Source organism: Agromyces sp. S2-1-8 (genome assembly GCF_021129215.1).
Classification (GTDB): domain Bacteria; phylum Actinomycetota; class Actinomycetes; order Actinomycetales; family Microbacteriaceae; genus Agromyces; species Agromyces chromiiresistens.
Window position 1 is genome coordinate 2975932 of record NZ_JAJOLP010000001.1, and the last position, 21032, is coordinate 2996963.

Below are 21032 nucleotides of genomic sequence, written 5' to 3' on the forward strand. Positions count from 1 at the left end.
TCAGCGCTGGCCGTCGGTCGGGTCGTAGATCGGGAACGTGCCGACGCCGGGCGACACGAGCGGCTCGTTCGCGATGCGCAGGGTCGGGAGCCCGAGCGAGACCCGGCCGGGACTCGTCGAGCCGGTGTCCGCGGGCACGCCGCAGCTCTCGGCCTGGTCGCGATCCCACGCGTCGCCCGCGCGAGTGCGCCGGATCCGCAACGGGGCGCCGTCGACCGAGTCGGCGAGGAGGTGGAACGGGGCGGCCTGCGTGATCTCGACCGTGACGACGTCGCCCGGGCGCGGCAGTTCGGAGCCCTCGGGCACCTCGAAGTGCACGAGACGGCTGTCTTCGGCGCGACCGCTCAGGCGGTGGGTCTCGGCGTCCTTCTTGCCTTCGCCGGTGGCGACGAGGAGATTGACCGTCGTGCCGACGAGCTTCAGGTTCTCCTCCCAGGAGATGCGCTCCTGCAGGGCGATGAGGCGGTCGTAGCGCTCCTGCACGACCTCCTTCGGCACCTGGTGCTCCATCGTGGCGGCCGGAGTGCCGGGACGGATCGAGTACTGGAAGGTGAACGCAGAGGCGAATCGGGCGGCCTCGACGACGCGCATCGTCTCCTGGAAGTCCTCCTCGGTCTCACCGGGGAAGCCGACGATGATGTCGGTCGAGATCGCGGCGTTCGGAATCTTGGCACGCACGCGGTCGAGGATGCCGAGGAACTTCTCGGACCGGTACGAGCGTCGCATCGCCTTGAGGATGCGATCGGAACCCGACTGCAACGGCATGTGCAGCTGCGGCATCACGCTCGGGGTCTCGGCCATGGCATCGATGACGTCGTCGGTGAACGCAGCGGGGTGCGGGCTCGTGAACCGGATGCGCTCGAGCCCGTCGATCTCGCCTGCGGCGCGGAGGAGCTTGCCGAACGCCTGGCGGTCGCCGAACTCGACGCCGTACGAGTTGACGTTCTGTCCGAGCAGGGTCACCTCGACGGCACCGTCGTCGACGAGGGCCTGGATCTCGGCGAGGATGTCGCCGGGCCGGCGGTCCTTCTCCTTGCCCCGCAGTGCGGGGACGATGCAGAACGTGCACGTGTTGTTGCAGCCGACGGAGATCGAGACCCAGCCGCTGTAGGTCGAGTCGCGCTTCGTCGGCAGCGTCGACGGGAAGACCTCGAGTGCGTCGAGGATCTCGAGTTGCGCCTCGTCGTTGTGCCGGGCACGCTCGAGCAGGCTCGGCAGCGACCCCATGTTGTGGGTGCCGAACACCACGTCGACCCACGGCGCCTTCTCGAGGATGACGTTCTTGTCCTTCTGGGCGAGGCAGCCGCCGACGGCGATCTGCATGCCGGAGTGGCGGCGCTTGACGCCGGCCAGGTGCCCGAGGTTGCCGTAGAGCTTGTTGTCGGCGTTCTCGCGGACGGCGCACGTGTTGATCACGACGACGTCGGGTTCGGCGCCGTTCGCAGGGACGTAGCCGGCGGCCTCGAGCGAGCCCGAGAGTCGTTCGGAATCGTGGACGTTCATCTGGCACCCGAAGGTGCGGACCTCGTAGGTGCGCGGTGCGGGCTCCGTCGCCCGGGCGTCGGCGACCTCGTGAATGGTGCTCATGATCGCACCATTCTACGAGTCGTCGGCTGCGAGCGCCGTCGTCACCGCCTCGCGAACGACCTCGCCCGAGTAGCCGCGCCGCTGGAGGAAGGCCGACAGCCGTCGTTCGGCGGTCGCCCGGTCGAGCCCCGTCAGCTGGCGAGCCCGTCGCACCGCGACGGCCGTCGCGTTCTCGCGCTCGGCCTCGGGATCGAGATCGTCGACCGCCGCTCGGGCGACGGTCGGATCGATGCCCCGTCGGCCGAGCTCGTGCAGGATGGCGCCGGCACCGCGACCCCGCCGCACGCCGTGGTTGTGCACGACCTGCTCGGCGAGCCGGGCGTCATCGAGGTAGCCGTAGCGCTCGTACCGCTCGATCCAGGACTCGACCTCGGGCTCGTCGAGCCCGTGCTCGACGAGCACCGATCTCACCTCGGCGATCGACAGCGCCGATCGCCGCAGGCGTGAGACGACGAGACGGTCGATGCGTTCGTCGCGCTCGAGGCCCGTCTCGTCGGGCGAGGGCGCCGCGTCGTCGTTCGACCGTGGATGTCGGCGTGCGCGGGTGTCGCGCTCGACCCCCGCCCCACGCGCCGGCCGGCCGCGACCGGGCTCATCGACCGTCGAGCCGGACGAGCCCTCGTCGGCCACCCACGGCAGATAGGTGACCGGGGCAAGGTGCTCAACCGACGCGTCGCGCATGCTGCTGCCCTCCCCGGTCACTCGATCTCCCATGTCACGGCTCAGGCGCTCAGGCGCCCTTGCGCTTCGCGTCGAGCGACTCGACGTTGGCCGGTGCAGCGGCACCCGCTGCGCCGATGCCGAGCTTCACGAGGATCTTCTGCTCGATGTCGGCGGCGATGTCGGGGTTCTGCAACAGGAAGTTGCGCGCATTCTCCTTGCCCTGGCCGAGCTGATCGCCGTCGTAGGTGTACCAGGCACCCGACTTCTTGACGATGCCCTGGTCGACGCCGTAGTCGATGAGGCTGCCCTCGCGCGAGATGCCGACCCCGTAGAGGATGTCGAACTCGGCCTGCTTGAACGGCGGGGCCATCTTGTTCTTGACGACCTTCACGCGCGTGCGGTTGCCGACCGCGTCGGAGCCGTCCTTCAGGGTCTCGATGCGGCGGATGTCCATGCGGACCGAGGCGTAGAACTTGAGAGCCTTGCCGCCCGCCGTCGTCTCGGGGCTGCCGAAGAACACGCCGATCTTCTCGCGGAGCTGGTTGATGAAGATCATCGTGGTGTTCGTCTGGTTCAGGCCGCCCGTGAGCTTGCGGAGCGCCTGCGACATGAGACGGGCCTGGAGGCCGACGTGCGAGTCGCCCATCTCGCCCTCGATCTCGGCTCGCGGCACGAGTGCGGCCACGGAGTCGATCACGATGAGGTCGATCGAGCCCGAGCGCACGAGCATGTCGGCGATCTCGAGCGCCTGCTCGCCCGTGTCGGGCTGCGACACGAGCAGTGCGTCGATGTCGACGCCGAGCTTCTTGGCGTACTCGGGGTCGAGCGCGTGCTCGGCGTCGACGAACGCCGCGATGCCGCCGGCGCGCTGGGCGTTGGCGATCGCGTGGAGCGTGAGCGTCGTCTTGCCCGAGGACTCGGGACCGTAGATCTCGACGATGCGGCCGCGCGGGAGCCCGCCGACGCCGAGGGCGACGTCGAGGGCGATCGAACCGGTGGGGATGACCTCGACGGGGGCTCGCTCTTCGCTGCCGAGGCGCATGACCGACCCCTTGCCGAACTGGCGGTCGATCTGCGCGAGGGCGGCTTCGAGAGACTTCTCGCGGTCTGCGGGTGATGCCATGGTGTGGGCTCCTTCGATGCTCGTGTGCTGCTGCCTCTAGGCTGTCGTTCCACGCTTCGGGCCCCGGTGCTGACCCGCGACGTCTCGCGACAAGGCGGTTGCGGTGTGTTCCGACGCATCGACCGTATGACCGGCCACCGACATCCGACGCCCTCACGGGTGGGGATGTGGAGGGATGCCTCGTTCCTCCTGCTGTTGAGGACAGTACCGCAGAACCGAACGGATGTTCGAACCCGGGCGCGGCGTGTCGAACAGCTCTTCGGTATGCGCGGGCGGCGTCAGCGCGCGGCGCCCTCCGGCCGACCCGGGACGGGTCGGCCGGCGCCGTGCCGTCGCTGCTCCGGGACGTCCGTCGCCTCGCAGAGGGCGATCCAGACGTCGCGCGGCCGCACGCCGGCGTCGAGCGCCTCGCGAGCCGTGCGCCCACCGAGCTGAGCGAGCACCAGGTCGTTCACGACGACCCCGCCGTACCCCGGGCCGAACTCGGCATCCACGGCGAACTGGAACTCGCTGAGCTTCATGGCACCTCCGGAAACGGCTCCGGCCGGTCAGAAGACCGGCCGGAGTACGGGTAAGAACGATCGGGTCAGCGGACCATCATGTCGGCGTCGAACTCGGCGACGAGCTCGTCGGGCAGGCTGTCGGGCACCACCGAGAGGCCCTCGAGCACCGCGATGCGGTCGCCGACCTCGTGCATGATCACCGAGATGGGCGTGTCGAGCGCTTCGGCCACTGAGGCGAGGATCTCGGAGGACGCCTCTTTCTGCCCCCGTTCGACCTCGCTGAGGTACCCCAGCGCGACACTCGCCTTGGACGCGACCTGCCGGAGCGTGCGCCCCTTCTGCAGGCGGAAGTCCCTCAACACATCGCCGATCTCCTGTCGAACCAGAACCATCGGGGAACCTCCTTCTACACTGCCTCGACTCCGCCGGAGCCGGAAACGGGAGCGTCAGTCTACCTGATGCTCATGTCTTCGAATCTAGCGTCGCACACTGGGGCTTTCGTGTGAACCTGCCACGTGTAACAGGGTGTTCACGAAGAGTATTCCGCTCCCTCGGATCGCGCCTGCGAGCGGGCGGCGAGGCGACGGATCCGAGCGCCTCGGACCCCTCGACCGGGATGCGTCCCGCCGCGAGCCGCCCAGGATCAGGCCGCCGGCAGGCCCGCGAGCAGCGCACCGATCGCGGCGTGCACGGTCTGCCGACGGATCGACGCGCGGTCGCCCGTGAAGGACAGGTCGATCGCGTCGACCCGGTCGCCGATCGCGAGTCCGACGTGCACCGTGCCGACGGGCCTGCCGTCCTGCGGGTCGGGCCCGGCGACGCCCGTCGTCGAGACCCCGATGTCGGCGGGGTGTCCGTCGACCGCCAGCGCGGTGCGCACACCGATCGCCATCTGCCGGGCGACCTCGGGGTGCACTGCGCCCTCGCGACGCAGCAGCCCGGCGTCGACGCCGAGCAGCGTATGCTTCACGGCGGTGTCGTAGGCGACGATGCCGCCCGTGACGACGAGCGAGGCGCCGGGGACGCTCGTGAGCTCGGCGACGACGAGCCCGCCCGTGAGCGACTCGGCGACGGCGATGCGCAGGCGTCGGCGAGTGAGCTCGGCGATGAGGCGCGCGGCCGCTTCGGCCTGGAGCGCGCCCGGCCCGCTCATGCCGCCCGGCCCCGCGCGAGTCGGACCGCATCGCGTACGTAGAGCAGTCCGGACCAGACCGTGAGCACGAGGGCGAGGCCCATCGCGACCCAGTTCACCCAGAGGATCCAGTCGCCGACGATCGTCCAGAGCGGCACGAGCGCGAGCGAGATCGCGACCGATTGCACGACCGTCTTGAGCTTGCCGCCCGACGAGGCGGGTACCACGTTGCCGCGTCGGAGCTCGACCAGCCGCCAGACGGTGATGCCGACCTCCCGCACCACGATGAGGATCGTCACCCACCACCACAGCTCGCCCAGGATCGACAGGCAGACGAGCGCACCGCTCGTGAGCAGCTTGTCGGCGATCGGGTCGAGGATCTTGCCCAGGTCCGTGACGAGCCCGCGACTGCGGGCGATGTGTCCGTCGATGCCGTCGGTCGCGATGGCGACGATGAACAGCGCTGCCGCCCACCACCGCAGGGGGCCGTCGGCTCCGTCATCGGCGAGCAGCAGCCAGAAGAAGACCGGTGCGGCCAGGATCCGCACGATCGTGATCGCGTTCGGCAGGTTCCAGTTCGCCGATCGGGCGCGCCCTTCGGCGGAGGAGGTCATACGGCCAAGGATACCGGGCGCTCAGTCGCGGCCGGTGAGGCCCCAGGCGTCTTCGTCACCCTCGGCCTCGACCTCCTCGAGCCCCTCGGGGATGCGGCCGACCGGGTCGTCGTAGCGGTCGTCGACCTCGTGCGCGACGGGCGCGGGCGCTGCCGCGGCGGGCGGCGCCGTCGCCTGCGGCGGTGCCGCAGGCGCACTCGGCTCACCACGCAGCTTCGCGAGCACGCCCGGCAGCTGCTCCGCCGTCACGAGCACGTCGCGCGCCTTCGAGCCCTCCGAGGGACCGACGATCTCGCGCGACTCGAGCAGGTCCATGAGGCGACCGGCCTTCGCGAATCCCACGCGCAGCTTGCGCTGCAGCATCGACGTCGAGCCGAACTGCGTCGACACCACGAGCTCCGCCGCGGCGAGCAGCAGCTCCAGGTCGTCGCCGATGTCGGAGTCGATCTCCTTCCGCTCGACGGCGGCCGCGACATCCTGACGGTACTCGGGACGCGCCTGGCGCGTGACGTGGGTCACGACCTTCTCGATCTCGGCCTCGGTGACCCAGGCACCCTGCACGCGCAACGGCTTCGACGCCCCCATCGGCAGGAAGAGCGCGTCGCCCTGCCCGATGAGCTTGTCGGCGCCCGGCTGGTCGAGGATGACGCGCGAGTCGGTGACGCTCGTCACCGCGAACGCAAGTCGCGACGGCACGTTCGCCTTGATGAGGCCCGTGACGACGTCGACCGACGGCCGCTGCGTCGCGAGCACGAGGTGGATGCCCGACGCACGCGCGAGCTGCGTGATGCGCACGATCGAGTCCTCGACGTCGCGCGGGGCGACCATCATGAGGTCGGCGAGCTCGTCGACGACGACGAGCAGGTACGGGTACGGCTTGAGCTTGCGCTCGCTTCCCGCCGGCAGGATGATCTCGTCGTTCACGACGGCCTTGTTGAAGTCGTCGATGTGGCGGAAGCCGAACGACGCGAGGTCGTCGTACCGCATGTCCATCTCCTTCACGACCCACTGCAGCGCCTCGGCGGCCTTCTTCGGGTTCGTGATGATCGGGGTGATGAGGTGCGGCACGCCCGCGTACGGGGCGAGCTCGACGCGCTTCGGGTCGATGAGCACCATGCGCACCTCGCTCGGCTTCGCGCGCATGAGCAGGCTCGTGATCATCGAGTTGACGAAGCTCGACTTGCCCGAGCCGGTCGAGCCCGCGACGAGGAGGTGCGGCATCTTGGCGAGGTTCGCGACGACGTAGCCGCCGCCGACGTCCTTGCCGACGCCGATCGTCATCGGGTGCTTCGCGCCGACCGCGGCGTGCGAGCGCAGCACGTCGCCGAGGGTCACCGTCTCGCGGTCGGCGTTCGGGATCTCGACGCCGATCGCGCTCTTGCCCGGGATCGGTGACAGGATGCGCACCTCGTTCGACGCGACCGCGTAGGCGAGGTTCTTCGACAGCGCCGTGACCCGCTCGACCTTGACTCCCGGCCCGAGCTCGATCTCGTACTGCGTCACGGTCGGACCGCGCGAGAAGCCCGTGACCTTCGCGTCCACCGAGAACTGGTCGAGGACACCCGTGATCTGGCGCACGACGTCGTCGTTCGCCTGCGAACGCGACTTCGCCGGCGGCCCGGCAGCGAGGGTCGCGGCGGAGGGCAGGAAGTACGGACGGTCGGGCTGCTCCGCCGCGTCGGCGTCGGCGGGAACGAGGGATGCCTCGGCACCGGCGCCGTTCGCATCGGCCGCGAAGTCGGCCGCCGCGTCGTAGAGCGGGATCGCCTGGGTCGCACCGGCGTCGTCGCCGCGGAGCCCGATGCCGGCGTTCGAACCGTCGCCGGCGAAGTTCGCGACCGCGGATTCGGCGCGCTCGAGGTCGCCGAGCAGCTCGGTGCCGTACGCGTCGGCCCCGCCGGCCCCCTCGATGGGGCTGTCGAAGCTGCCGGCGGCGGAGCCCGCACCGAACACCTCTGTGATGCCGTCGATGCCCGACGCCTCGAACTCCGGATCTTCTTCGCGGCCCTGCGCATTTCGCCGCCACCAGGGCACGAGCCCGGGCGCGGCGTCGTCGGCCTCGTCGTCGATGCCGTCGAGCTCGGTCGGGACGCTCTTCTCCTTGCGGCGACGCGACGGCTTCGCCGAGGCATCCGCTTCATCGGCGGGCACCTCGTCGGGGGCGCCGAACAGCCAGTCGTAGAGCTCGCGGAACCGCGCCGGGACCCGGTTCGGAGGCGTCTTCGTGATGATCAGGACGGAGAGCACGACGAGGAGGATCACGACGATCGCCGCGCCCACCTCGGTGATCAGCAGGATGAGCGGGGTGGCGAGCATCCAGCCGAGGATGCCGCCGGCACGCGCGAGCACCGCCATGCCGTCGCTCGGCTCGGGCTGGCCGCCGAAGATGTGGCACAACGCCGACACGCTCAGCAGGAGGAGGAGGAGCCCGATGCCGATACGCGTGTTGTCGTGCACCGAACTCGGATGCCGGAAGAGCCACACGGCGAACAGCAGCATGATGACGGGGAGCGCGAACGCCACCCTGCCGAACAGGCCGCCGAACGTCCACGAGTCGAGGGTCTGCGCGACGGGCTCGTTGATGAAGAACCACTCGACGACCGCGCCGGCGATGGCGAGCACGACGATGAAGAAGGGCAGTCCGTCGCGACGCTCGTCTTTCTGCAGCGTCTCGGGCCCGAGCGCGCGTGCGGCGCCGCCCGCGAGGTGCGCCAGCCCCATCCACGCCTTCACGAAGATGTTCGGCCCCGCCGACGTCTGGGCCGGCTTCTTCGCGGCCGCGCCGCGCGTCTGCGCCGGCAGCTTCTTCGTCGGCGCGGTCTTCGCAGATGCGGTGCGCGAGCTGCCGCCGCGGGACGAGGTGCCCGAGGCGCGCCCGTTCGACTTGGTGCCCGTAGCCATGGGGTCAAGGTTACGGCCGACGGCCGACCTCCCCCGGGAGCGCGGGGCGAGTGTCTGCGATCCGTGCTCGTGGCCGCGCCGCTCAGGCGAGCAGCGTGCGCACCATGGTGTCGCGTCGTCCGCTCGTCTCGACGACCGCGAATCCCTCGGAGCGGTAGAGCGCCGCAGCGAAGTTGCCGTGTTCGACCGACAACGCCAGCCGCGCATGGCCGGACGACCGCGCGGCATGCGCGAGCTCCTGCAACAGCGCGCGGCCGACGCCCTGCGCGCGCCACAGCGGCCGGACCCCGATGATCAACTCGGGGACCCCGCTCGCGACGAACCCGTGCGCACGACGATCGGCCGGGAACAGGCGGTACCAGGCCGCGCCGACCGGATCGCCATCGCCGTCGAGGGCGACGACGCCTCGATCGGCCGGCCGCTGCCAGCCCGCGACGTAGCCGCGGGAGACCGGGTCGGCGAGGACGTCGTGCCGAGGGCGCGCCGCTCCCTGACGCCAGTTCGCCGCCTCGACGACCATGTCGGCGAGGAACGCGCCGTCGGCCGGAGCCGCGGGGCGGAGCGAGTAGGTCGTCATGACGGGAGGGTACGGCAACCGTGTCACGGCGGTGTTACGAGCGGCTGCATGCGGCTGGGGATCGACCGGCCGTCGCCGAGGCGCCGCGCGCGGACGTCGGGAACGGACCGCGTCGATCGCCCCCGCACACCGCGGCGAGCGGGGCTACGCCTCGATGACGAGCGGCACGAGCATCGGGCGCCGGCGCAGTCGCCGGTTCACCCAGGTGCCGAGCGTGCGGCGCACGAGCTGCTGCAGGGCGTGCGAATCGCGCACCCCGTTCTGCGCCGCATCGGCGAGCGCTGCGACGATCTTCGGCTTGACGTCCTCGAACACGGCGTCGTCCTCGGCGAATCCACGGGCGTGGATCTCGGGGCCCGAGATGACGCGACCGGTCGTGGCATCGACGACGACGATCACCGAGATGAAGCCCTCCTCGCCCAGGATGCGGCGGTCCTTCAGATCGGCGTCGGTGATCTCGCCGACCGTCGACCCGTCGACGTAGACGAAGCCGAGGTCGAGCTGGCCGGCCTCGCGCACGACGCCGTCGGTCATGTCGTAGACCGTTCCGTTCTCGCCGATGAAGGTGTTCGCCGCGGGGATGCCGGTGTCACGGGCGAGCTTCGCATTCGCCTGCAGGTGGCGGTACTCGCCGTGGATCGGCAGCACGTTCGCCGGCTTCAGGATGTTGTAGCAGTAGAGCAGCTCGCCCGCGGCCGCGTGGCCCGAGACGTGCACCTTCGCGTTGGCCTTGTGCACGACGTTCGCACCGAGCTTCGTCAGGCCGTCGATGACGCGGTAGACCGCGTTCTCGTTGCCCGGGATGAGGCTCGAGGCGAGGATGACCGTGTCGCCCTCGCCGATCTCGATCTGGTGGTCGCGGTTCGCCATCCGGCTGAGCACGGCCATCGGCTCGCCCTGCGAGCCCGTCGACATGTAGACGATCTTGTCGTCGGGGATGTCGCCGGCCTTCTTGTAGTCGACGAGCACGCCCTCGGGCACGTCGAGGTAGCCGAGGTCGGCCGCGATCGTCATGTTGCGCACCATGCTGCGGCCGAGGAGCGCCACCCGGCGGCCGTTCGCGTGCGCCGCGTCGAGCACCTGCTGCACCCGGTGCACGTGGCTCGAGAAGCTCGCGACGACGACCTTCTTCGGCGCGCGCGAGATCACCTGGTCGAGCACGGGGCCGATCTCGCGCTCGAGCGGGGTGAAGCCCGGGACATCCGCGTTCGTGGAATCGACCATGAAGAGGTCGACGCCCTCCTCGCCGAGCCGCGCGAACTCGCGCAGGTCGGTGAGCCGGCCGTCGAGCGGCAGCTGGTCCATCTTGAAGTCGCCCGTGGCGAGCACGGTGCCCGCATCGGTGATGATCGCGACGGCGAGCGCATCGGGGATCGAGTGGTTGACCGCGATGAACTCGAGGTCGAACGGGCCGATCTCCTCGTGCTGCCCCTCTTTCACCGTGAGGGTGTACGGCGCGATGCGGTGCTCCTTGAGCTTCGCCTCGACGAGCGCGAGCGTGAGCTTCGAGCCGATCAGGGGGATGTCGCCCCGGAGCTTCAGGAGGTAGGGCACCGCGCCGATGTGGTCTTCGTGGCCGTGCGTGAGCACGACGCCGACGATGTCGTCGAGCCGGTCGCGGAGGAATCCGAAGTCGGGCAGGATCAGGTCGACGCCGGGCTGGTGCTCCTCGGGGAAGAGCACGCCGCAGTCGACGATGAGGATCTTGCCGTCGATCTCGTAGCTCGTCATGTTGCGGCCGACCTCTCCGAGGCCGCCGATCGGGATGATGCGGAGCGTCCCTACCTCGAGCGGAGCGGGATCGATGACGGTGTCGGGCACAGTGCCCTCCTTACGTTCGCGGTGTTCAGTTCGGTGCGATGCGCTCGGGCATCGCGGATGTCTCGTGGTGGGCTCGCCCGGTCAGCGGGTCGTGCCCGCGACCTTCGGCAGTGCGCCGCCGGCGGCGGCGTTGCGGTCGGGCCGGAAGTTGTGGAAGTCGACGCCCTCGACGCCGCGCACGAGGTCGATCTCGTCCTCGATGAGCGCAGCCTCCCACTCCTCGGGGCCCACGAGCGGCAGGCGCACCCGCGGGCTCGAGATGCGGCCGAGGCCGTGCAGGATGTACTTCGCCGCGACGGTGCCGGGGACGTGGGTCATGGTCGCCCGCACGAGCGGCTCGAGCCTCTGGTGCGCCTCGGTCGCGGCCTTGAGGTCGCCGCGGTTCACCGCGTCGACGATCGTGCGGTATGGCGCCGGCGCGATGTTCGCGGTGACGCCGATGAGGCCGGTCGCGCCGATCGACAGGTGCGGGAGCACGTTCGCGTCGTCGCCCGAGAAGTACATGAGGTCGGTCTGGTTGAGCACCCGGCTGACCTCGGAGAAGTCGCCCTTGGCGTCTTTCACGGCGAGGATGTTCGGGTGCTTCGCGAGCCGCAGGATGGTCTCGTACTTGATCGGCACTCCGGTGCGACCCGGGATGTCGTAGAGGATGACCGGCAGGTCGGTCGCGTCGGCGACCATGCGGAAGTGCGTGAGGATGCCCGCCTGGGTGGGCTTGTTGTAGTACGGCGTGACGATCATGATGCCGTCGGCGCCGGCCTTCTCGCTGTGCTGGTACAGCTCGATGGCGTGCGCGGTCTCGTTCGAGCCGCCGCCGGTGATGATCTTGGCGCGGCCGGCGGCCACGTCTTTGCCGACCTCGACGAGCCGGATCTTCTCGGGGTCGGTCAGGGTCGACGTCTCGCCGGTGGTTCCCGTGACGACGATGCCGTCGGCGCCTGCCGAGATGACATCGTCGATGTGCTTCTCGACCCCGGGCCAATCGACCTCGCCGTCCGCCGTCATCGGCGTGACGAGCGCGACGAGCACTTGTCCGAAGGGGTTCTCTGAGGTCACGCCCACCAGCGTATCGGTTCGACGGGATGCCGCGTCGCCGCCCCGACTCGATGGGTCACGTCGAGCCTCGTCACGAGGGTCATCGGCTGCCGGACCGACGAGCGGGACTCCACGTGCGGTGCAGCCCGCGCGCGACGCAGGCGAGGACAGCCGCCTCGACGCGGGGCCAGTCATGGATGATCTGCGCGTAATCGAACCTCAGGGTGACGTACCCGCGTTCGGCCGCCGCGGCGTCTCGCACGAGGTCCTTGTGTCGCTTCGATGCGGTGGCCGTCGCGGGGGCGGCCCTTCCCTGCAGCGCGTCGGCGAATCCGTCCACATGGTTGCTTTTGCCATCTGCTTCGAGGATGAGCCGATCGCCGAGCACGAAGTCGACCCGGCCGACCCCGTCGATCAGTACCTGTGAGCGCAGTTCGATGCGATGGCGCCGAAGACGCAGCCGCAACAGCGACTCCAGGCCGCTGTCGGCGTCCCAGCGAGCGAAGTCGACGAGCCGACGGTGCTTCGCGGGTACCCTCGCGCGAAGGCGGCCCACGCCCGCTCGGTCGATCAGCCCCTTCCGCATCGCGGACTCGAGCGCAGCGAAGAAGGTCTCGCCGCCCCGGCACCCGAGCACCTGTGCGAGCGCGTCGACGATGGTGCCCTCCCCGAGCGCCGACCCGCTGCCCGTCCAGTGCAGCACGCATGCGCAGCCGTCATGCAGGTGACGACGCCCGTGCTCGGGCATCGAGACATGCACCCGATCGTCGTCGTCGAGCAGCCACACGCCGGCGCGTCGCAGACGCGAGATGCAGCCGAGCATCCCTCCGTGCCGCGCGGCCGTCACCACCTCGGCGGCAGCGGTCGTCGAGGCGTACACACCGGATCGAACCCGTTCGATGGCGCCTTCGCGCCGCGCCCGGCCGATGGACTTCGAATCGACACCGACCGCCAGAAGATCGGCGGTGCGCGCGACGCCGCCGAGCCGGTCGCACCAGCGCTCGACCTCATACGTGTCGATGGGCATGCAGCGATGCTGTCCTCCGGTCGAAGCCCGATCACTCTGCGAAGCCGAGCCGGTGGATCGTTGGGGAAGTCTTGCGGGTGTGGAGGACGAGTGGACTCGATCGGAATGTCGGGGAATCTCCGCGTCGAGCCGGCAGACGGACGACCGGAATCGAATTCTCCGACATCTCGTCTGCGCCGGGTCGGCCAGCACAGCCGAAATGTCGGAGGAAACCCACACGGGCCGCCTCGACTTCGCCTCGTAGCCGGAATCCTCCGACACTTCGGCGCGCACCGCGCCCGGCTGGTGGCGATACGGGGCGGGCGGCGGCGTCAGGCGCGGCGGTAGGTGAGGAAGCGGTAGCGGATGCCGCTCCGGGAGGCGTGCTCGCCGGCCGGCGGGTCGACGGCGACGAGCTCGAAGCCCTCGGGCACGGCGGGGGCGTGCACGTCGCCCGGCTCGGCGGCGAATCCCCCGGTGTGCTCGAGCTCGGTCACCTCGAGGAGGTCGGCCCGGTCGATCGCCTCGGCGAACAGCTGCCCGCCGCCGATCACCCAGACCCGCTCGTCGCCGGCGACGAGCGCCAGCGCCTCGTCGAGTGATCTGGCGCGCTCGGCTCCGTCGTCGGCCCAGTCGGCCTGCCGCGTCACGACGATGTTGCGGCGCCCCGGCAGCGGACGGTACCGGGGCGAGAGCGAGTCCCAGGTCTTGCGCCCCATGATCACCGGCATGCCGAGCGTCACGGCCTTGAAGTGCGCGAGATCCTCGGGCACGTGCCACGGCATGCCGCCGTCGCGCCCGATCACGCCGCCGCCCGCCTGGGCCCAGACGAGTCCGATGCGCGGGACGCGCGATGCCGGGCCTGACGCCGAGCCAGGCACCGACGCTCCCGAGCGGTTCGGTGCCGGGGCATCCTCGCTCATACGGCGACGGCCGCGCGGATCGCCGGGTGGTGCTGGTAGCCCTCGACCACGAAGTCGTCGTACTCGTAGTCGAAGATCGAGGCGGGCACCCGAGCGAGGCGGAGCGTCGGGTACGGGTACGGGTCCCTGGCGAGCTGCTCGCGCACCTGCTCGACGTGGTTGTCGTAGATGTGGCAGTCGCCACCGGTCCAGACGAAGTCGCCGACCTCGAGGCCGGTCTGCGCGGCCACCATGTGGGTCAGCAGCGCGTACGAGGCGATGTTGAACGGCACACCGAGGAAGAGGTCGGCACTGCGCTGGTAGAGCTGGCACGAGAGCCGGCCGTCGGCGACGTAGAACTGGAAGAGGGCGTGGCACGGCGCGAGCGCCATGTCGGGGATGTCGGCCGGGTTCCACGCCGAGACGATGAGCCGGCGCGAATCCGGGTTCTCGCGGATCTGCGCGACGACGTCGGCGATCTGGTCGATGACCTCGCCCGACGGGGTCGGCCACGAGCGCCACTGCACGCCGTAGACGGGGCCGAGCTCGCCCTGCGCATCGGCCCACTCGTCCCAGATGGTGACGCCGTGCTCCTGCAGCCAGCCGACGTTCGACGAGCCCTGCAGGAACCACAGCAGCTCGTACGCGATCGACTTGAAGTGCACGCGCTTCGTCGTGACGAGCGGGAACCCCTTCGAGAGGTCGAACCGCAGCTGGCGGCCGAACACGCTGCGCGTGCCCGTTCCGGTGCGGTCGGTCTTCGGCTCGCCGTGCTCGAGCACGTCGCGCAGGAGGTCTTCGTACGGGGTGGCGATCGTCTCGGACATCAGGTCAAGGCTAACCCGCGGATGCCTCGTGGCGGGCGTCATTCGTCGTCACAGTCGTCGTGGCGCGGCGGAGCCGCCGTACCGTCGGTTCATGGACCTCGTCGCCGCGCTCGCCATCGGCGCCGCACTCGTCGCCGCCGCGACCGCGGTGGGGCTCGTCTGGCGCGCACGGCAGGGGCGCGCGGTCGGCGGATCGGGCGAGCGCGTGCGCCCGGCTTCGCTCGGCGTCGAAGCCGGCCGGTTCGGCGAGCGGGCGACGCTCGTGCAGTTCTCCACCGAGTTCTGCAGCCGATGCCCGGCCGCGGCGCGCCTGCTCGGCGGCATCGCCGATGAGACGCCCGGGGCCCGCCACGTCGAGGTCGACCTCACGCATCGCGCCGATCTGGCCCGCCGGTTCGACGTGACCCAGACCCCGACGACGCTCGTCGTCGATGCCGACGGCATCGTACGGACGCGCATCGGCGGGGCGCCGCGCGCCGACGTGGTGCGCGCTCGACTCGACGAAGTGCTCGGGAGGCAGCATGTCGACATCCGCTGACGGACGCGAACCGGCCGGCATCGACCCTCGCGGTCCCCGCTTCGGCGCGGGCATCACGGCGGTGCTGCTGCTCGCCACGGTCGTGCTCGCCGTCGGCGGCGCCTCGGCCGCCGCCTTCTGGCTGCTCGTCGCGGTCGCCGCCCTCTTCGCGTGGGGCGCGTTCGCCGGCATCCGACGGCACCCCTACGGCCTGATCTTCCGGAAGCTCGTGCGACCCGGGCTCGCGCCGCCCGCCGAGCTCGAAGACCCGCGACCGCCGACCTTCGCACAGGGCGTCGGCTTCGCCGTGACGCTCGCGGGCATCGTGCTCGCCCTGCTCGGCGCTCCGCTCGCCGTGCCGATCGCGGCGGCGATCGCGTTCTTCGCCGCCTTCCTCAACTCGGTCTTCGGCTTCTGCCTCGGCTGCTGGCTGTACCTCTGGCTCGTGCGGGCCCGGGTGATCCGGACGGCGTGAGCCTGCGGCATCCACAGCCGTCGAACCCGCCTGCCGACGGCCCCTGCTCCCCCGCTAGGCTGGGAGCCCGGCTCGAAGTGGAGGATCCCGATGGCACTCACCAGTGAAGCGACCACCGTCTGGAAGGGCACCCTGTTCGAAGGGTCGGGCGACGTCGCCCTCGACTCCTCGGGGCTCGCGAACTTCCCCGTCAACTGGAAGGCGCGCGCCGAGGGCGTCGCCAACACGACGAACCCCGAAGAGCTCCTCGCCGCGGCGCACTCGTCGTGCTTCTCGATGGCCCTCTCGCTCGCCCTCGCCGAGGCCGGAAACCCCGCGGAGAGCATCCAGACGACCGCTGCCGTGACCTTCGAACCCGGCAAGGGCGTGCTCGGCAGCCACCTGCTCGTGAGCGCACGCGTGCCCGGCCTCAGCGAGGCCGAGTTCGAGGCGTTCGCGAACGACGCGAAGGCGGGATGCCCGATCTCGCAGGCGCTCGCCGGCATCCCGATCACGATCGAAGCCGAACTCGCCTGATCGATGCGGGTCCTGATCGCCGGTGCCACGGGCTTCATCGGCACCACGTTCTCGGCCCGGCTCCGCGAACGCGGCCACGAGGTCGTCCGTCTCGTGCGCCGTCGCGCGCACGAGGCCGACGAGGTGTCCTGGTCGCCCGCCGCGGGCATCATCGACTTCACCGTGATGGATCGCGTCGACGCGGTCGTGAACCTCGCCGGCGCCTCGCTCGCGCGACTGCCGTGGACGAAGCGCTACCGCGACGAGATCCTCGAGTCGCGGATCGGCGCGACTCGCACGCTCGCCGACGCGATGCGCAAGGCCCGCACGCCGCCGTCGGTCTTCCTCAGCGCGTCGGCGGTCGGGTACTACGGCGACCGCCCCGGCGAGCTGCTCACCGAGTACTCCAGCGCCGGAAGCGGGTTCCTCGCCCAGGTCGTCGGCCGGTGGGAGGCCGCGGCGTCGCTCGCTCCCGAAGAGACCCGCACCGTGCTCGTCCGCACCGGCCTCGTCGTCGGCTCGGGCGGCGGGGCGTTCCAGCGGGTCGCGACGCTCACGAAGTTCGGCCTGTCGAGCCGACTCGGCACGGGTGGCCAGCACTGGCCGTGGATCGCCCTCGACGACGAGGTCGGCGCGCTCGTGCACCTGCTCGACTCGAAGCTGTCGGGGCCGGTCAACTTCGTCGGGCCGACCCCGGCGACGGCGGACCGGGTGATGCGCGCCATGGCCGAGCGGATGCGGCGCCCGCACGCGTTCGGCGTACCCGAGAAGGTGCTCGAGCTCGCGCTCGGCAGCGCGGCCGACGAACTGCTGCTCGCGAGCCAGAAGGTCCGGCCGCAACGGCTCATCGACGACGGCTACCGATTCGCGCACACGACCGTCGAGTCGGCGATCGACGCGATGATCAGCGCTGCCGGCGGTCGAGCTCGATAGCGGTGCGCACCGCCTGCCGCGCACGACGGCGGTCGCCGGCCGCGTCGTACGCGAGGCCGAGCCGCAGCCAGGCCCGCCACGACGCCTCGTCGGCCTCGACCTCGGCCTTGAACCGGCCGAACTCGGCGTCGGCGGCGTCGCGGTCGGCGCGCCCGCTCGGGCGCAGCGGCAGGCCGAGGTCGGTACCGCCCTCGTCGTGGAGTCGCCGGATGAGCTCCTGCGAGCGGATGCCGAACGCGAGCTCGCGCCAGAGCGCCCACGCGGCGATGATCGGCAGCACGAGGAGCGCGATGCCGATGACGATCGCGACCGGCTCGCCCGTGCCCATGAACTGCACGGCGCGCCACCCGACGAGCGCGAGGTAGAGCGCGAGCAACGCCGCCATGATCAGCGCGCCCGACTTCGCGGTGAGCGCCCGGCGGCCGCCGGCCGCGGTCATCGGGCGCCGGCAGGCGCGCCGCCTGCGAGGCCGAGGTCGAGCAGGGCGTCGAGGCCGACGCTCACCCCGGATGCCTCGGTCGCGCGCCGCAGCGCGAGCAGGATGCCCGCCTCGTACGAACTCGGCGAGAGCGTCGAGTGGGTGAAGGTCAGGGTCTCGCCGTCGCCGCCCATGACGACGCGCTGCTCGGCGAGCGTGCCCGCCATGCGCAGGCTGTGCACGGGCACGCCGGAGACGAGCTGGCCGCGGGCGCGCTGATCGGCATGCGGCGCCGAGACCGGGCCGGCGGCGCCGCGCGCCTCGCCGATGAGTTCTGCGGTGCGCACGGCGGTGCCCGAGGGCGAGTCGACCTTGCCCGCGTGGTGCGCCTCGATGATCTCGATCGAATCGAAGTACGGGGCAGCGAGCGCGGCGAACGCGGTCGCGAGCACGCTGCCGATCGAGAAGTTCGGCACGAACAGCACGGCACCGGCGTCGTCGTGTCCGCGGACGAACTTCGTGATCTCGGCGATGCGGTCGCGCGACCAGCCCGAGGTGCCGACGACGATGGGGATGCCTGCGCCTGCGGCGAACTCGACGATGGCGGGACTCGCCGCCGGATGGGTGACGTCGAGCGCGACGTCGGCGCCGAGCATCTCGTCGAGGCTCGATCCCGAGCCGAGCGCAGCGTGGAGTTCGAGGTCGTCGGCCGCCTCGATGAGTCGGATCGCCAGCTGCCCCATCTTGCCCGTGGCTCCGGCCACGGCGACCTTGATCGTCACCCGTCGAGTCTACCGAGGCCCGTGCTCCACGCAGCCGCGTCCCGAATATGCTCGACGCATGCTGCGATACCGCGAGGCCGCCGTGACCGATCCCGACGCCCACGACTTGCTCGAGGCGTACTTCGCCGAGCGCGCGGCGGGCTTTCCCGCCGAGCAGGGCGAGTACCGCCCGACCTGGCCGGATGCCTCGCAGTTCACGCCGCCCGCCGGCGTGTTCCTCGTCGTGATCGACGACGAGCGGGGCGGCGAGCTCGTCGGCTGCGGCGGCGTCCGGCGCATCCAGCGTCGCCCCGAGACCTATGAGATCAGGTTCGAGGTCAAGCACCTCTGGCTCGCCCCGGCCGGCCGGGGTCGTGGCGAGGGCAAGCGGCTGCTCGCGGAGCTCGAGCGACGGGCGATCGAGTTCGGCGCGCAGGAGCTCGTGCTCGACACGAACGCCTCGCTCGAGGCGGCCGGCGGTCTCTACCGCTCGGCCGGATACGTCGACATCGAGCCGTACAACGCGAACCCGAACGCGACGAACTGGTACGGCAAGCCGGTCGGCGCCGATCTGTAGGGAGCACCCGTCGACACGCCGAGGGCACGGGCGCGACGCGCCGTGCGCGGCTGGAATGTTCCTCCACGGGTGCACGGTGCGAGCGAGCCTGGGTGGGGGCGAGCCCGGGTGGGAGCGTGCGGCTCAGATGGAGAACGGCTCCGGCAGGCCGGTGCGGAGCTCGGGCGGCAGGTGCGCGAGGTCGTTGTGCACCACGAGGCTCCACGGTCGCCCGGGCTTCTGCGTCAGCACGGTGAGCCCGGCGTTGGCCTGGTTGATCGAGACCCAGCGCCAGTCGGGAGCGCCGAGCACCTCGCGGACGAACCAGCCGATCACGAAGTTGTGCGTGATGAGCAGCTCGTGCCGGTCGTCGCGGTGCGAGCGCAGGAATTCGGCGACCGCATCGGCCATCTGCGCGTTGCCGGCTTCGATCTCGTCCTCGGTCACGGAGCCGAAGAACGGGTCGTAGAACTTCGGCGTCTCGGGGGCGGGCCCCGAGGGGATGCAGTCGAACAGGAGCGGAGACGGCTCGGGGTTCAACGCCGGCATCTTCGCCGCGATGATCTCGGCGGTCTCGGTCGCCCGCTGCAGCGGCGAGTGCCACGCATGGTCGAACGGGATGCCGCCGAGCCGCTCGGCGAGGAGCTCCGCCTGACGGCGACCACGGGGTGACAGCGGGCCGTCGGGCAGGCCGTGCTCGGCGTCGAGCTGCTCGCCGTGCCGCACGAGATAGAGGTGATGTGCCAAGGGTTCGTTCCTGTACTGCTCGTCGGGTCGCGTCAGGCGACATCGGTGCTCGGCGCGAGCTGGTCGATCGCGCCGGTGAACGCCGTCTCGTCGATCGCACCCACGGCGACCACCGAGAACGGGCGGGAGACGAGGTCGGCGGCGAGCGCCCGCACGTCGTCGACGGTGACGCGTGCGATGCGCCGGAGCGCCTCGTCGAGGTCTGCGAACTCGCCGAGCGTCAGCTCGGCCCGGCCGAGACGGCTCATGCGGGTGTCGGAGTCTTCGAGCGCGAGCGCCGAGGCGCCGGCGAGCTGGCCGGCCGCACGTCGCAGCTCTTCGGCGGTCACGCCGTCGCGGGCGAGCCGCTCGAGCTCGTCGCGCATGAGCTCGGCAACGGTGCCGGCCTTCGACGGGGCGCAGCCCGCGTACATGCCGAAGAGGCCGGCGTCGGAGTAGGCCGGCGCGAACGAGTAGACGGCGTAGGCGAGCCCGCGGCGCTCGCGCACCTGCTGGAAGAGCCTCGACGACATGCCCGAGCCGAAGATCGCGTTGAGCATGCTCATCGTCGAGCGGCGCTCATCGGTGGCGACGAGCCCGGGAACGCCGACGAGCAGGTTGACCTGCTCCGTCGGTCGTTCGACGACCGTCAGCGGATGCCCCGTGTCGAGGGTCGCCGGGGCGGTCGAGCGGCGCGGCACCGGGTCGGCCGCCTCGTCGAGCCGCCAGCCCGCGACCCCGAGGGCGCGCGTGAGATCAAGGACGAGCGCATCGTGGTCGACCGCGCCCGCGACGGTGACGACCAGGTCTTGCGGGCGGTAGTTCGCCCGGTAGTGCTCGTGCACGGCCGAGCGGGTGGCGGCCCGGATCGTCGCGGGATCACCGCCGATGGGACGGCCCAGCGGGTGCTCGCCGAGCACGGTGCTGAAGAATCGCTCGTTGGCCACGTCGGCGGGGTCGTCGCCCGCCATCGACAGCTCCTCGAGGATGACGCCGCGCTCGGTCTCGAACTCGCCCGCGTCGAGCAGCGACGAGGTGAACATGTCGGCGAGCACCTCGACCGCCATCGGCAGGTCGCGATCCTGCACCTTCGCGTAGTAGCAGGTGTACTCCTTCGCGGTGAGCGCGTTGTGCTCGCCGCCGACCGAGTCGAACGAGATCGCGATGTCGAGGGCGGTGCGCTTCGCGGTGCCCTTGAACAGCAGGTGCTCGAGGAAGTGGGTCGACCCGAGGCTCGCCGGCCGCGAGGCATCCGCCCCCTGCTCGTCGCGCGAGCCGACCGCGACCCAGAAGCCGACGGTCGCGCTGCGACTGCCCGGAACCTGCTCGCTGAGCACCCGGACGCCCGAGGGGAGCACCGAACGCCGCACGCGCGAGCCGCCCGTCGCCTCGAACGAGAGCTCGGCCTGGCCGAGTGGGAGGTCGACGGCGCCGTTCATCCCGAACAGCCTATGCCACCC

Annotated in this window: 23 protein-coding genes; 5 read left to right on the forward strand and 18 right to left on the reverse strand. The window is 70.9% G+C overall.

Annotated elements, in window-relative coordinates; genetic code table 11:
- From miaB to LR269_RS13715, 14 genes are all read right to left on the reverse strand, one after another.
- On the reverse strand, nucleotides 1-1587 hold the full coding sequence (gene miaB, locus LR269_RS13650) for a tRNA (N6-isopentenyl adenosine(37)-C2)-methylthiotransferase MiaB (RefSeq protein WP_231431307.1): 1587 nt from the start codon (nucleotides 1585-1587) through the stop codon (nucleotides 1-3).
- A gap of 12 nt (nucleotides 1588-1599) precedes the next feature.
- Nucleotides 1600-2268, reverse strand: coding sequence for a regulatory protein RecX (locus LR269_RS13655; RefSeq protein ID WP_231431308.1), 669 nt, complete (start codon nucleotides 2266-2268; stop codon nucleotides 1600-1602).
- A 49-nt stretch (nucleotides 2269-2317) separates the two neighbouring features.
- Nucleotides 2318-3373, reverse strand: coding sequence for a recombinase RecA (recA, locus tag LR269_RS13660; protein WP_231431309.1), 1056 nt, complete (start codon nucleotides 3371-3373; stop codon nucleotides 2318-2320).
- Nucleotides 3374-3651: 278 nt separating this feature from the next.
- Entirely contained in the window at nucleotides 3652-3894 is a 243-nt protein-coding gene (locus LR269_RS13665) for a DUF3046 domain-containing protein (protein ID WP_231431310.1), read from the reverse strand.
- A 65-nt stretch (nucleotides 3895-3959) separates the two neighbouring features.
- Entirely contained in the window at nucleotides 3960-4268 is a 309-nt protein-coding gene (locus LR269_RS13670; RefSeq protein WP_130351053.1) for a helix-turn-helix domain-containing protein, read from the reverse strand.
- A 251-nt stretch (nucleotides 4269-4519) separates the two neighbouring features.
- A complete protein-coding gene (locus tag LR269_RS13675; RefSeq protein ID WP_231431311.1) occupies nucleotides 4520-5029 on the reverse strand; it encodes a CinA family protein in 510 nt (169 codons plus the stop codon).
- On the reverse strand, nucleotides 5026-5622 hold the full coding sequence (gene pgsA / locus LR269_RS13680) for a CDP-diacylglycerol--glycerol-3-phosphate 3-phosphatidyltransferase (RefSeq protein WP_231431312.1): 597 nt from the start codon (nucleotides 5620-5622) through the stop codon (nucleotides 5026-5028). Before pgsA ends, LR269_RS13675 begins: the two co-directional genes overlap by 4 nt.
- Nucleotides 5623-5643: 21 nt before the next feature.
- Nucleotides 5644-8523: a DNA translocase FtsK gene (locus LR269_RS13685; RefSeq protein WP_231431313.1), complete on the reverse strand. Its 2880-nt coding sequence runs from the start codon at nucleotides 8521-8523 to the stop codon at nucleotides 5644-5646.
- An 82-nt stretch (nucleotides 8524-8605) separates the two neighbouring features.
- Entirely contained in the window at nucleotides 8606-9100 is a 495-nt protein-coding gene (locus LR269_RS13690; RefSeq protein ID WP_231431314.1) for a GNAT family N-acetyltransferase, read from the reverse strand.
- 144 nt (nucleotides 9101-9244) lie between these two features.
- Nucleotides 9245-10921 carry a ribonuclease J gene (locus LR269_RS13695; protein WP_231431315.1) on the reverse strand — a complete coding sequence of 559 codons (1677 nt, stop codon included), beginning with the start codon at nucleotides 10919-10921 and terminating at the stop codon, nucleotides 9245-9247.
- An 81-nt stretch (nucleotides 10922-11002) separates the two neighbouring features.
- Nucleotides 11003-11977, reverse strand: a complete 975-nt coding sequence (dapA, locus tag LR269_RS13700) for a 4-hydroxy-tetrahydrodipicolinate synthase (RefSeq protein WP_275506746.1) — start codon at nucleotides 11975-11977, stop codon at nucleotides 11003-11005.
- Between the two features lie 79 nt (nucleotides 11978-12056).
- Nucleotides 12057-12983, reverse strand: coding sequence for a type IV toxin-antitoxin system AbiEi family antitoxin domain-containing protein (locus LR269_RS13705; RefSeq protein WP_231431316.1), 927 nt, complete (start codon nucleotides 12981-12983; stop codon nucleotides 12057-12059).
- A 311-nt stretch (nucleotides 12984-13294) separates the two neighbouring features.
- Nucleotides 13295-13843 carry a dihydrofolate reductase gene (locus LR269_RS13710; RefSeq protein WP_308191655.1) on the reverse strand — a complete coding sequence of 183 codons (549 nt, stop codon included), beginning with the start codon at nucleotides 13841-13843 and terminating at the stop codon, nucleotides 13295-13297.
- 38 nt (nucleotides 13844-13881) lie between these two features.
- Nucleotides 13882-14691, reverse strand: a complete 810-nt coding sequence (locus LR269_RS13715) for a thymidylate synthase (protein ID WP_231431317.1) — start codon at nucleotides 14689-14691, stop codon at nucleotides 13882-13884.
- 91 nt (nucleotides 14692-14782) lie between these two features.
- Here LR269_RS13715 and LR269_RS13720 point away from each other — a divergent pair, with 91 nt between their 5' ends.
- From LR269_RS13720 to LR269_RS13735, 4 genes are all read left to right on the forward strand, one after another.
- On the forward strand, nucleotides 14783-15229 hold the full coding sequence (locus tag LR269_RS13720) for a thioredoxin family protein (protein WP_231431318.1): 447 nt from the start codon (nucleotides 14783-14785) through the stop codon (nucleotides 15227-15229).
- Nucleotides 15213-15683 (forward strand): DUF4395 domain-containing protein, encoded by a 471-nt coding sequence (locus LR269_RS13725; RefSeq protein WP_231431319.1) that lies wholly within the window; start codon nucleotides 15213-15215, stop codon nucleotides 15681-15683. Before LR269_RS13720 ends, LR269_RS13725 begins: the two co-directional genes overlap by 17 nt.
- A gap of 90 nt (nucleotides 15684-15773) precedes the next feature.
- Complete coding sequence (locus tag LR269_RS13730; protein WP_231431320.1) at nucleotides 15774-16199, forward strand: OsmC family peroxiredoxin; 426 nt, start codon at nucleotides 15774-15776, stop codon at nucleotides 16197-16199.
- 3 nt (nucleotides 16200-16202) lie between these two features.
- Nucleotides 16203-17111: a TIGR01777 family oxidoreductase gene (locus tag LR269_RS13735; protein ID WP_231431321.1), complete on the forward strand. Its 909-nt coding sequence runs from the start codon at nucleotides 16203-16205 to the stop codon at nucleotides 17109-17111.
- Here LR269_RS13735 and LR269_RS13740 read toward each other — a convergent pair.
- Entirely contained in the window at nucleotides 17083-17550 is a 468-nt protein-coding gene (locus LR269_RS13740; protein WP_231431322.1) for a tetratricopeptide repeat protein, read from the reverse strand. The two genes, LR269_RS13735 and LR269_RS13740, sit on opposite strands and share 29 nt — an antisense overlap.
- Nucleotides 17547-18311 (reverse strand): 4-hydroxy-tetrahydrodipicolinate reductase, encoded by a 765-nt coding sequence (gene dapB / locus LR269_RS13745; protein WP_231431323.1) that lies wholly within the window; start codon nucleotides 18309-18311, stop codon nucleotides 17547-17549. Before dapB ends, LR269_RS13740 begins: the two co-directional genes overlap by 4 nt.
- Nucleotides 18312-18369: 58 nt before the next feature.
- On the opposite strand from dapB, the gene LR269_RS13750 reads away from it, so the two are divergent.
- Complete coding sequence (locus LR269_RS13750) at nucleotides 18370-18867, forward strand: GNAT family N-acetyltransferase (protein WP_231431324.1); 498 nt, start codon at nucleotides 18370-18372, stop codon at nucleotides 18865-18867.
- A gap of 123 nt (nucleotides 18868-18990) precedes the next feature.
- Here the strand turns inward: LR269_RS13750 and LR269_RS13755 are convergent, their stop codons facing one another.
- Nucleotides 18991-19593, reverse strand: a complete 603-nt coding sequence (locus LR269_RS13755) for a histidine phosphatase family protein (protein WP_231431325.1) — start codon at nucleotides 19591-19593, stop codon at nucleotides 18991-18993.
- Nucleotides 19594-19625: 32 nt separating this feature from the next.
- Nucleotides 19626-21011 carry a pitrilysin family protein gene (locus tag LR269_RS13760; protein ID WP_231431326.1) on the reverse strand — a complete coding sequence of 462 codons (1386 nt, stop codon included), beginning with the start codon at nucleotides 21009-21011 and terminating at the stop codon, nucleotides 19626-19628.
- Nucleotides 21012-21032: the final 21 nt, after the last annotated feature.

Coding starts and splice junctions, on each gene's coding strand:
- miaB (WP_231431307.1), bottom strand. CDS start 1,587: ATGAGCACCATTCACGAGGTCGCCGACGCCCGGGCGACGGAGCCCGCA.
- LR269_RS13655 (WP_231431308.1), bottom strand. CDS start 2,268: ATGCGCGACGCGTCGGTTGAGCACCTTGCCCCGGTCACCTATCTGCCG.
- recA (WP_231431309.1), bottom strand. CDS start 3,373: ATGGCATCACCCGCAGACCGCGAGAAGTCTCTCGAAGCCGCCCTCGCG.
- LR269_RS13665 (WP_231431310.1), bottom strand. CDS start 3,894: ATGAAGCTCAGCGAGTTCCAGTTCGCCGTGGATGCCGAGTTCGGCCCG.
- LR269_RS13670 (WP_130351053.1), bottom strand. CDS start 4,268: ATGGTTCTGGTTCGACAGGAGATCGGCGATGTGTTGAGGGACTTCCGC.
- LR269_RS13675 (WP_231431311.1), bottom strand. CDS start 5,029: ATGAGCGGGCCGGGCGCGCTCCAGGCCGAAGCGGCCGCGCGCCTCATC.
- pgsA (WP_231431312.1), bottom strand. CDS start 5,622: ATGACCTCCTCCGCCGAAGGGCGCGCCCGATCGGCGAACTGGAACCTG.
- LR269_RS13685 (WP_231431313.1), bottom strand. CDS start 8,523: ATGGCTACGGGCACCAAGTCGAACGGGCGCGCCTCGGGCACCTCGTCC.
- LR269_RS13690 (WP_231431314.1), bottom strand. CDS start 9,100: ATGACGACCTACTCGCTCCGCCCCGCGGCTCCGGCCGACGGCGCGTTC.
- LR269_RS13705 (WP_231431316.1), bottom strand. CDS start 12,983: ATGCCCATCGACACGTATGAGGTCGAGCGCTGGTGCGACCGGCTCGGC.
- LR269_RS13715 (WP_231431317.1), bottom strand. CDS start 14,691: ATGTCCGAGACGATCGCCACCCCGTACGAAGACCTCCTGCGCGACGTG.
- LR269_RS13720 (WP_231431318.1), top strand. CDS start 14,783: ATGGACCTCGTCGCCGCGCTCGCCATCGGCGCCGCACTCGTCGCCGCC.
- LR269_RS13725 (WP_231431319.1), top strand. CDS start 15,213: ATGTCGACATCCGCTGACGGACGCGAACCGGCCGGCATCGACCCTCGC.
- LR269_RS13730 (WP_231431320.1), top strand. CDS start 15,774: ATGGCACTCACCAGTGAAGCGACCACCGTCTGGAAGGGCACCCTGTTC.
- LR269_RS13735 (WP_231431321.1), top strand. CDS start 16,203: ATGCGGGTCCTGATCGCCGGTGCCACGGGCTTCATCGGCACCACGTTC.
- LR269_RS13740 (WP_231431322.1), bottom strand. CDS start 17,550: ATGACCGCGGCCGGCGGCCGCCGGGCGCTCACCGCGAAGTCGGGCGCG.
- LR269_RS13750 (WP_231431324.1), top strand. CDS start 18,370: ATGCTGCGATACCGCGAGGCCGCCGTGACCGATCCCGACGCCCACGAC.
- LR269_RS13760 (WP_231431326.1), bottom strand. CDS start 21,011: ATGAACGGCGCCGTCGACCTCCCACTCGGCCAGGCCGAGCTCTCGTTC.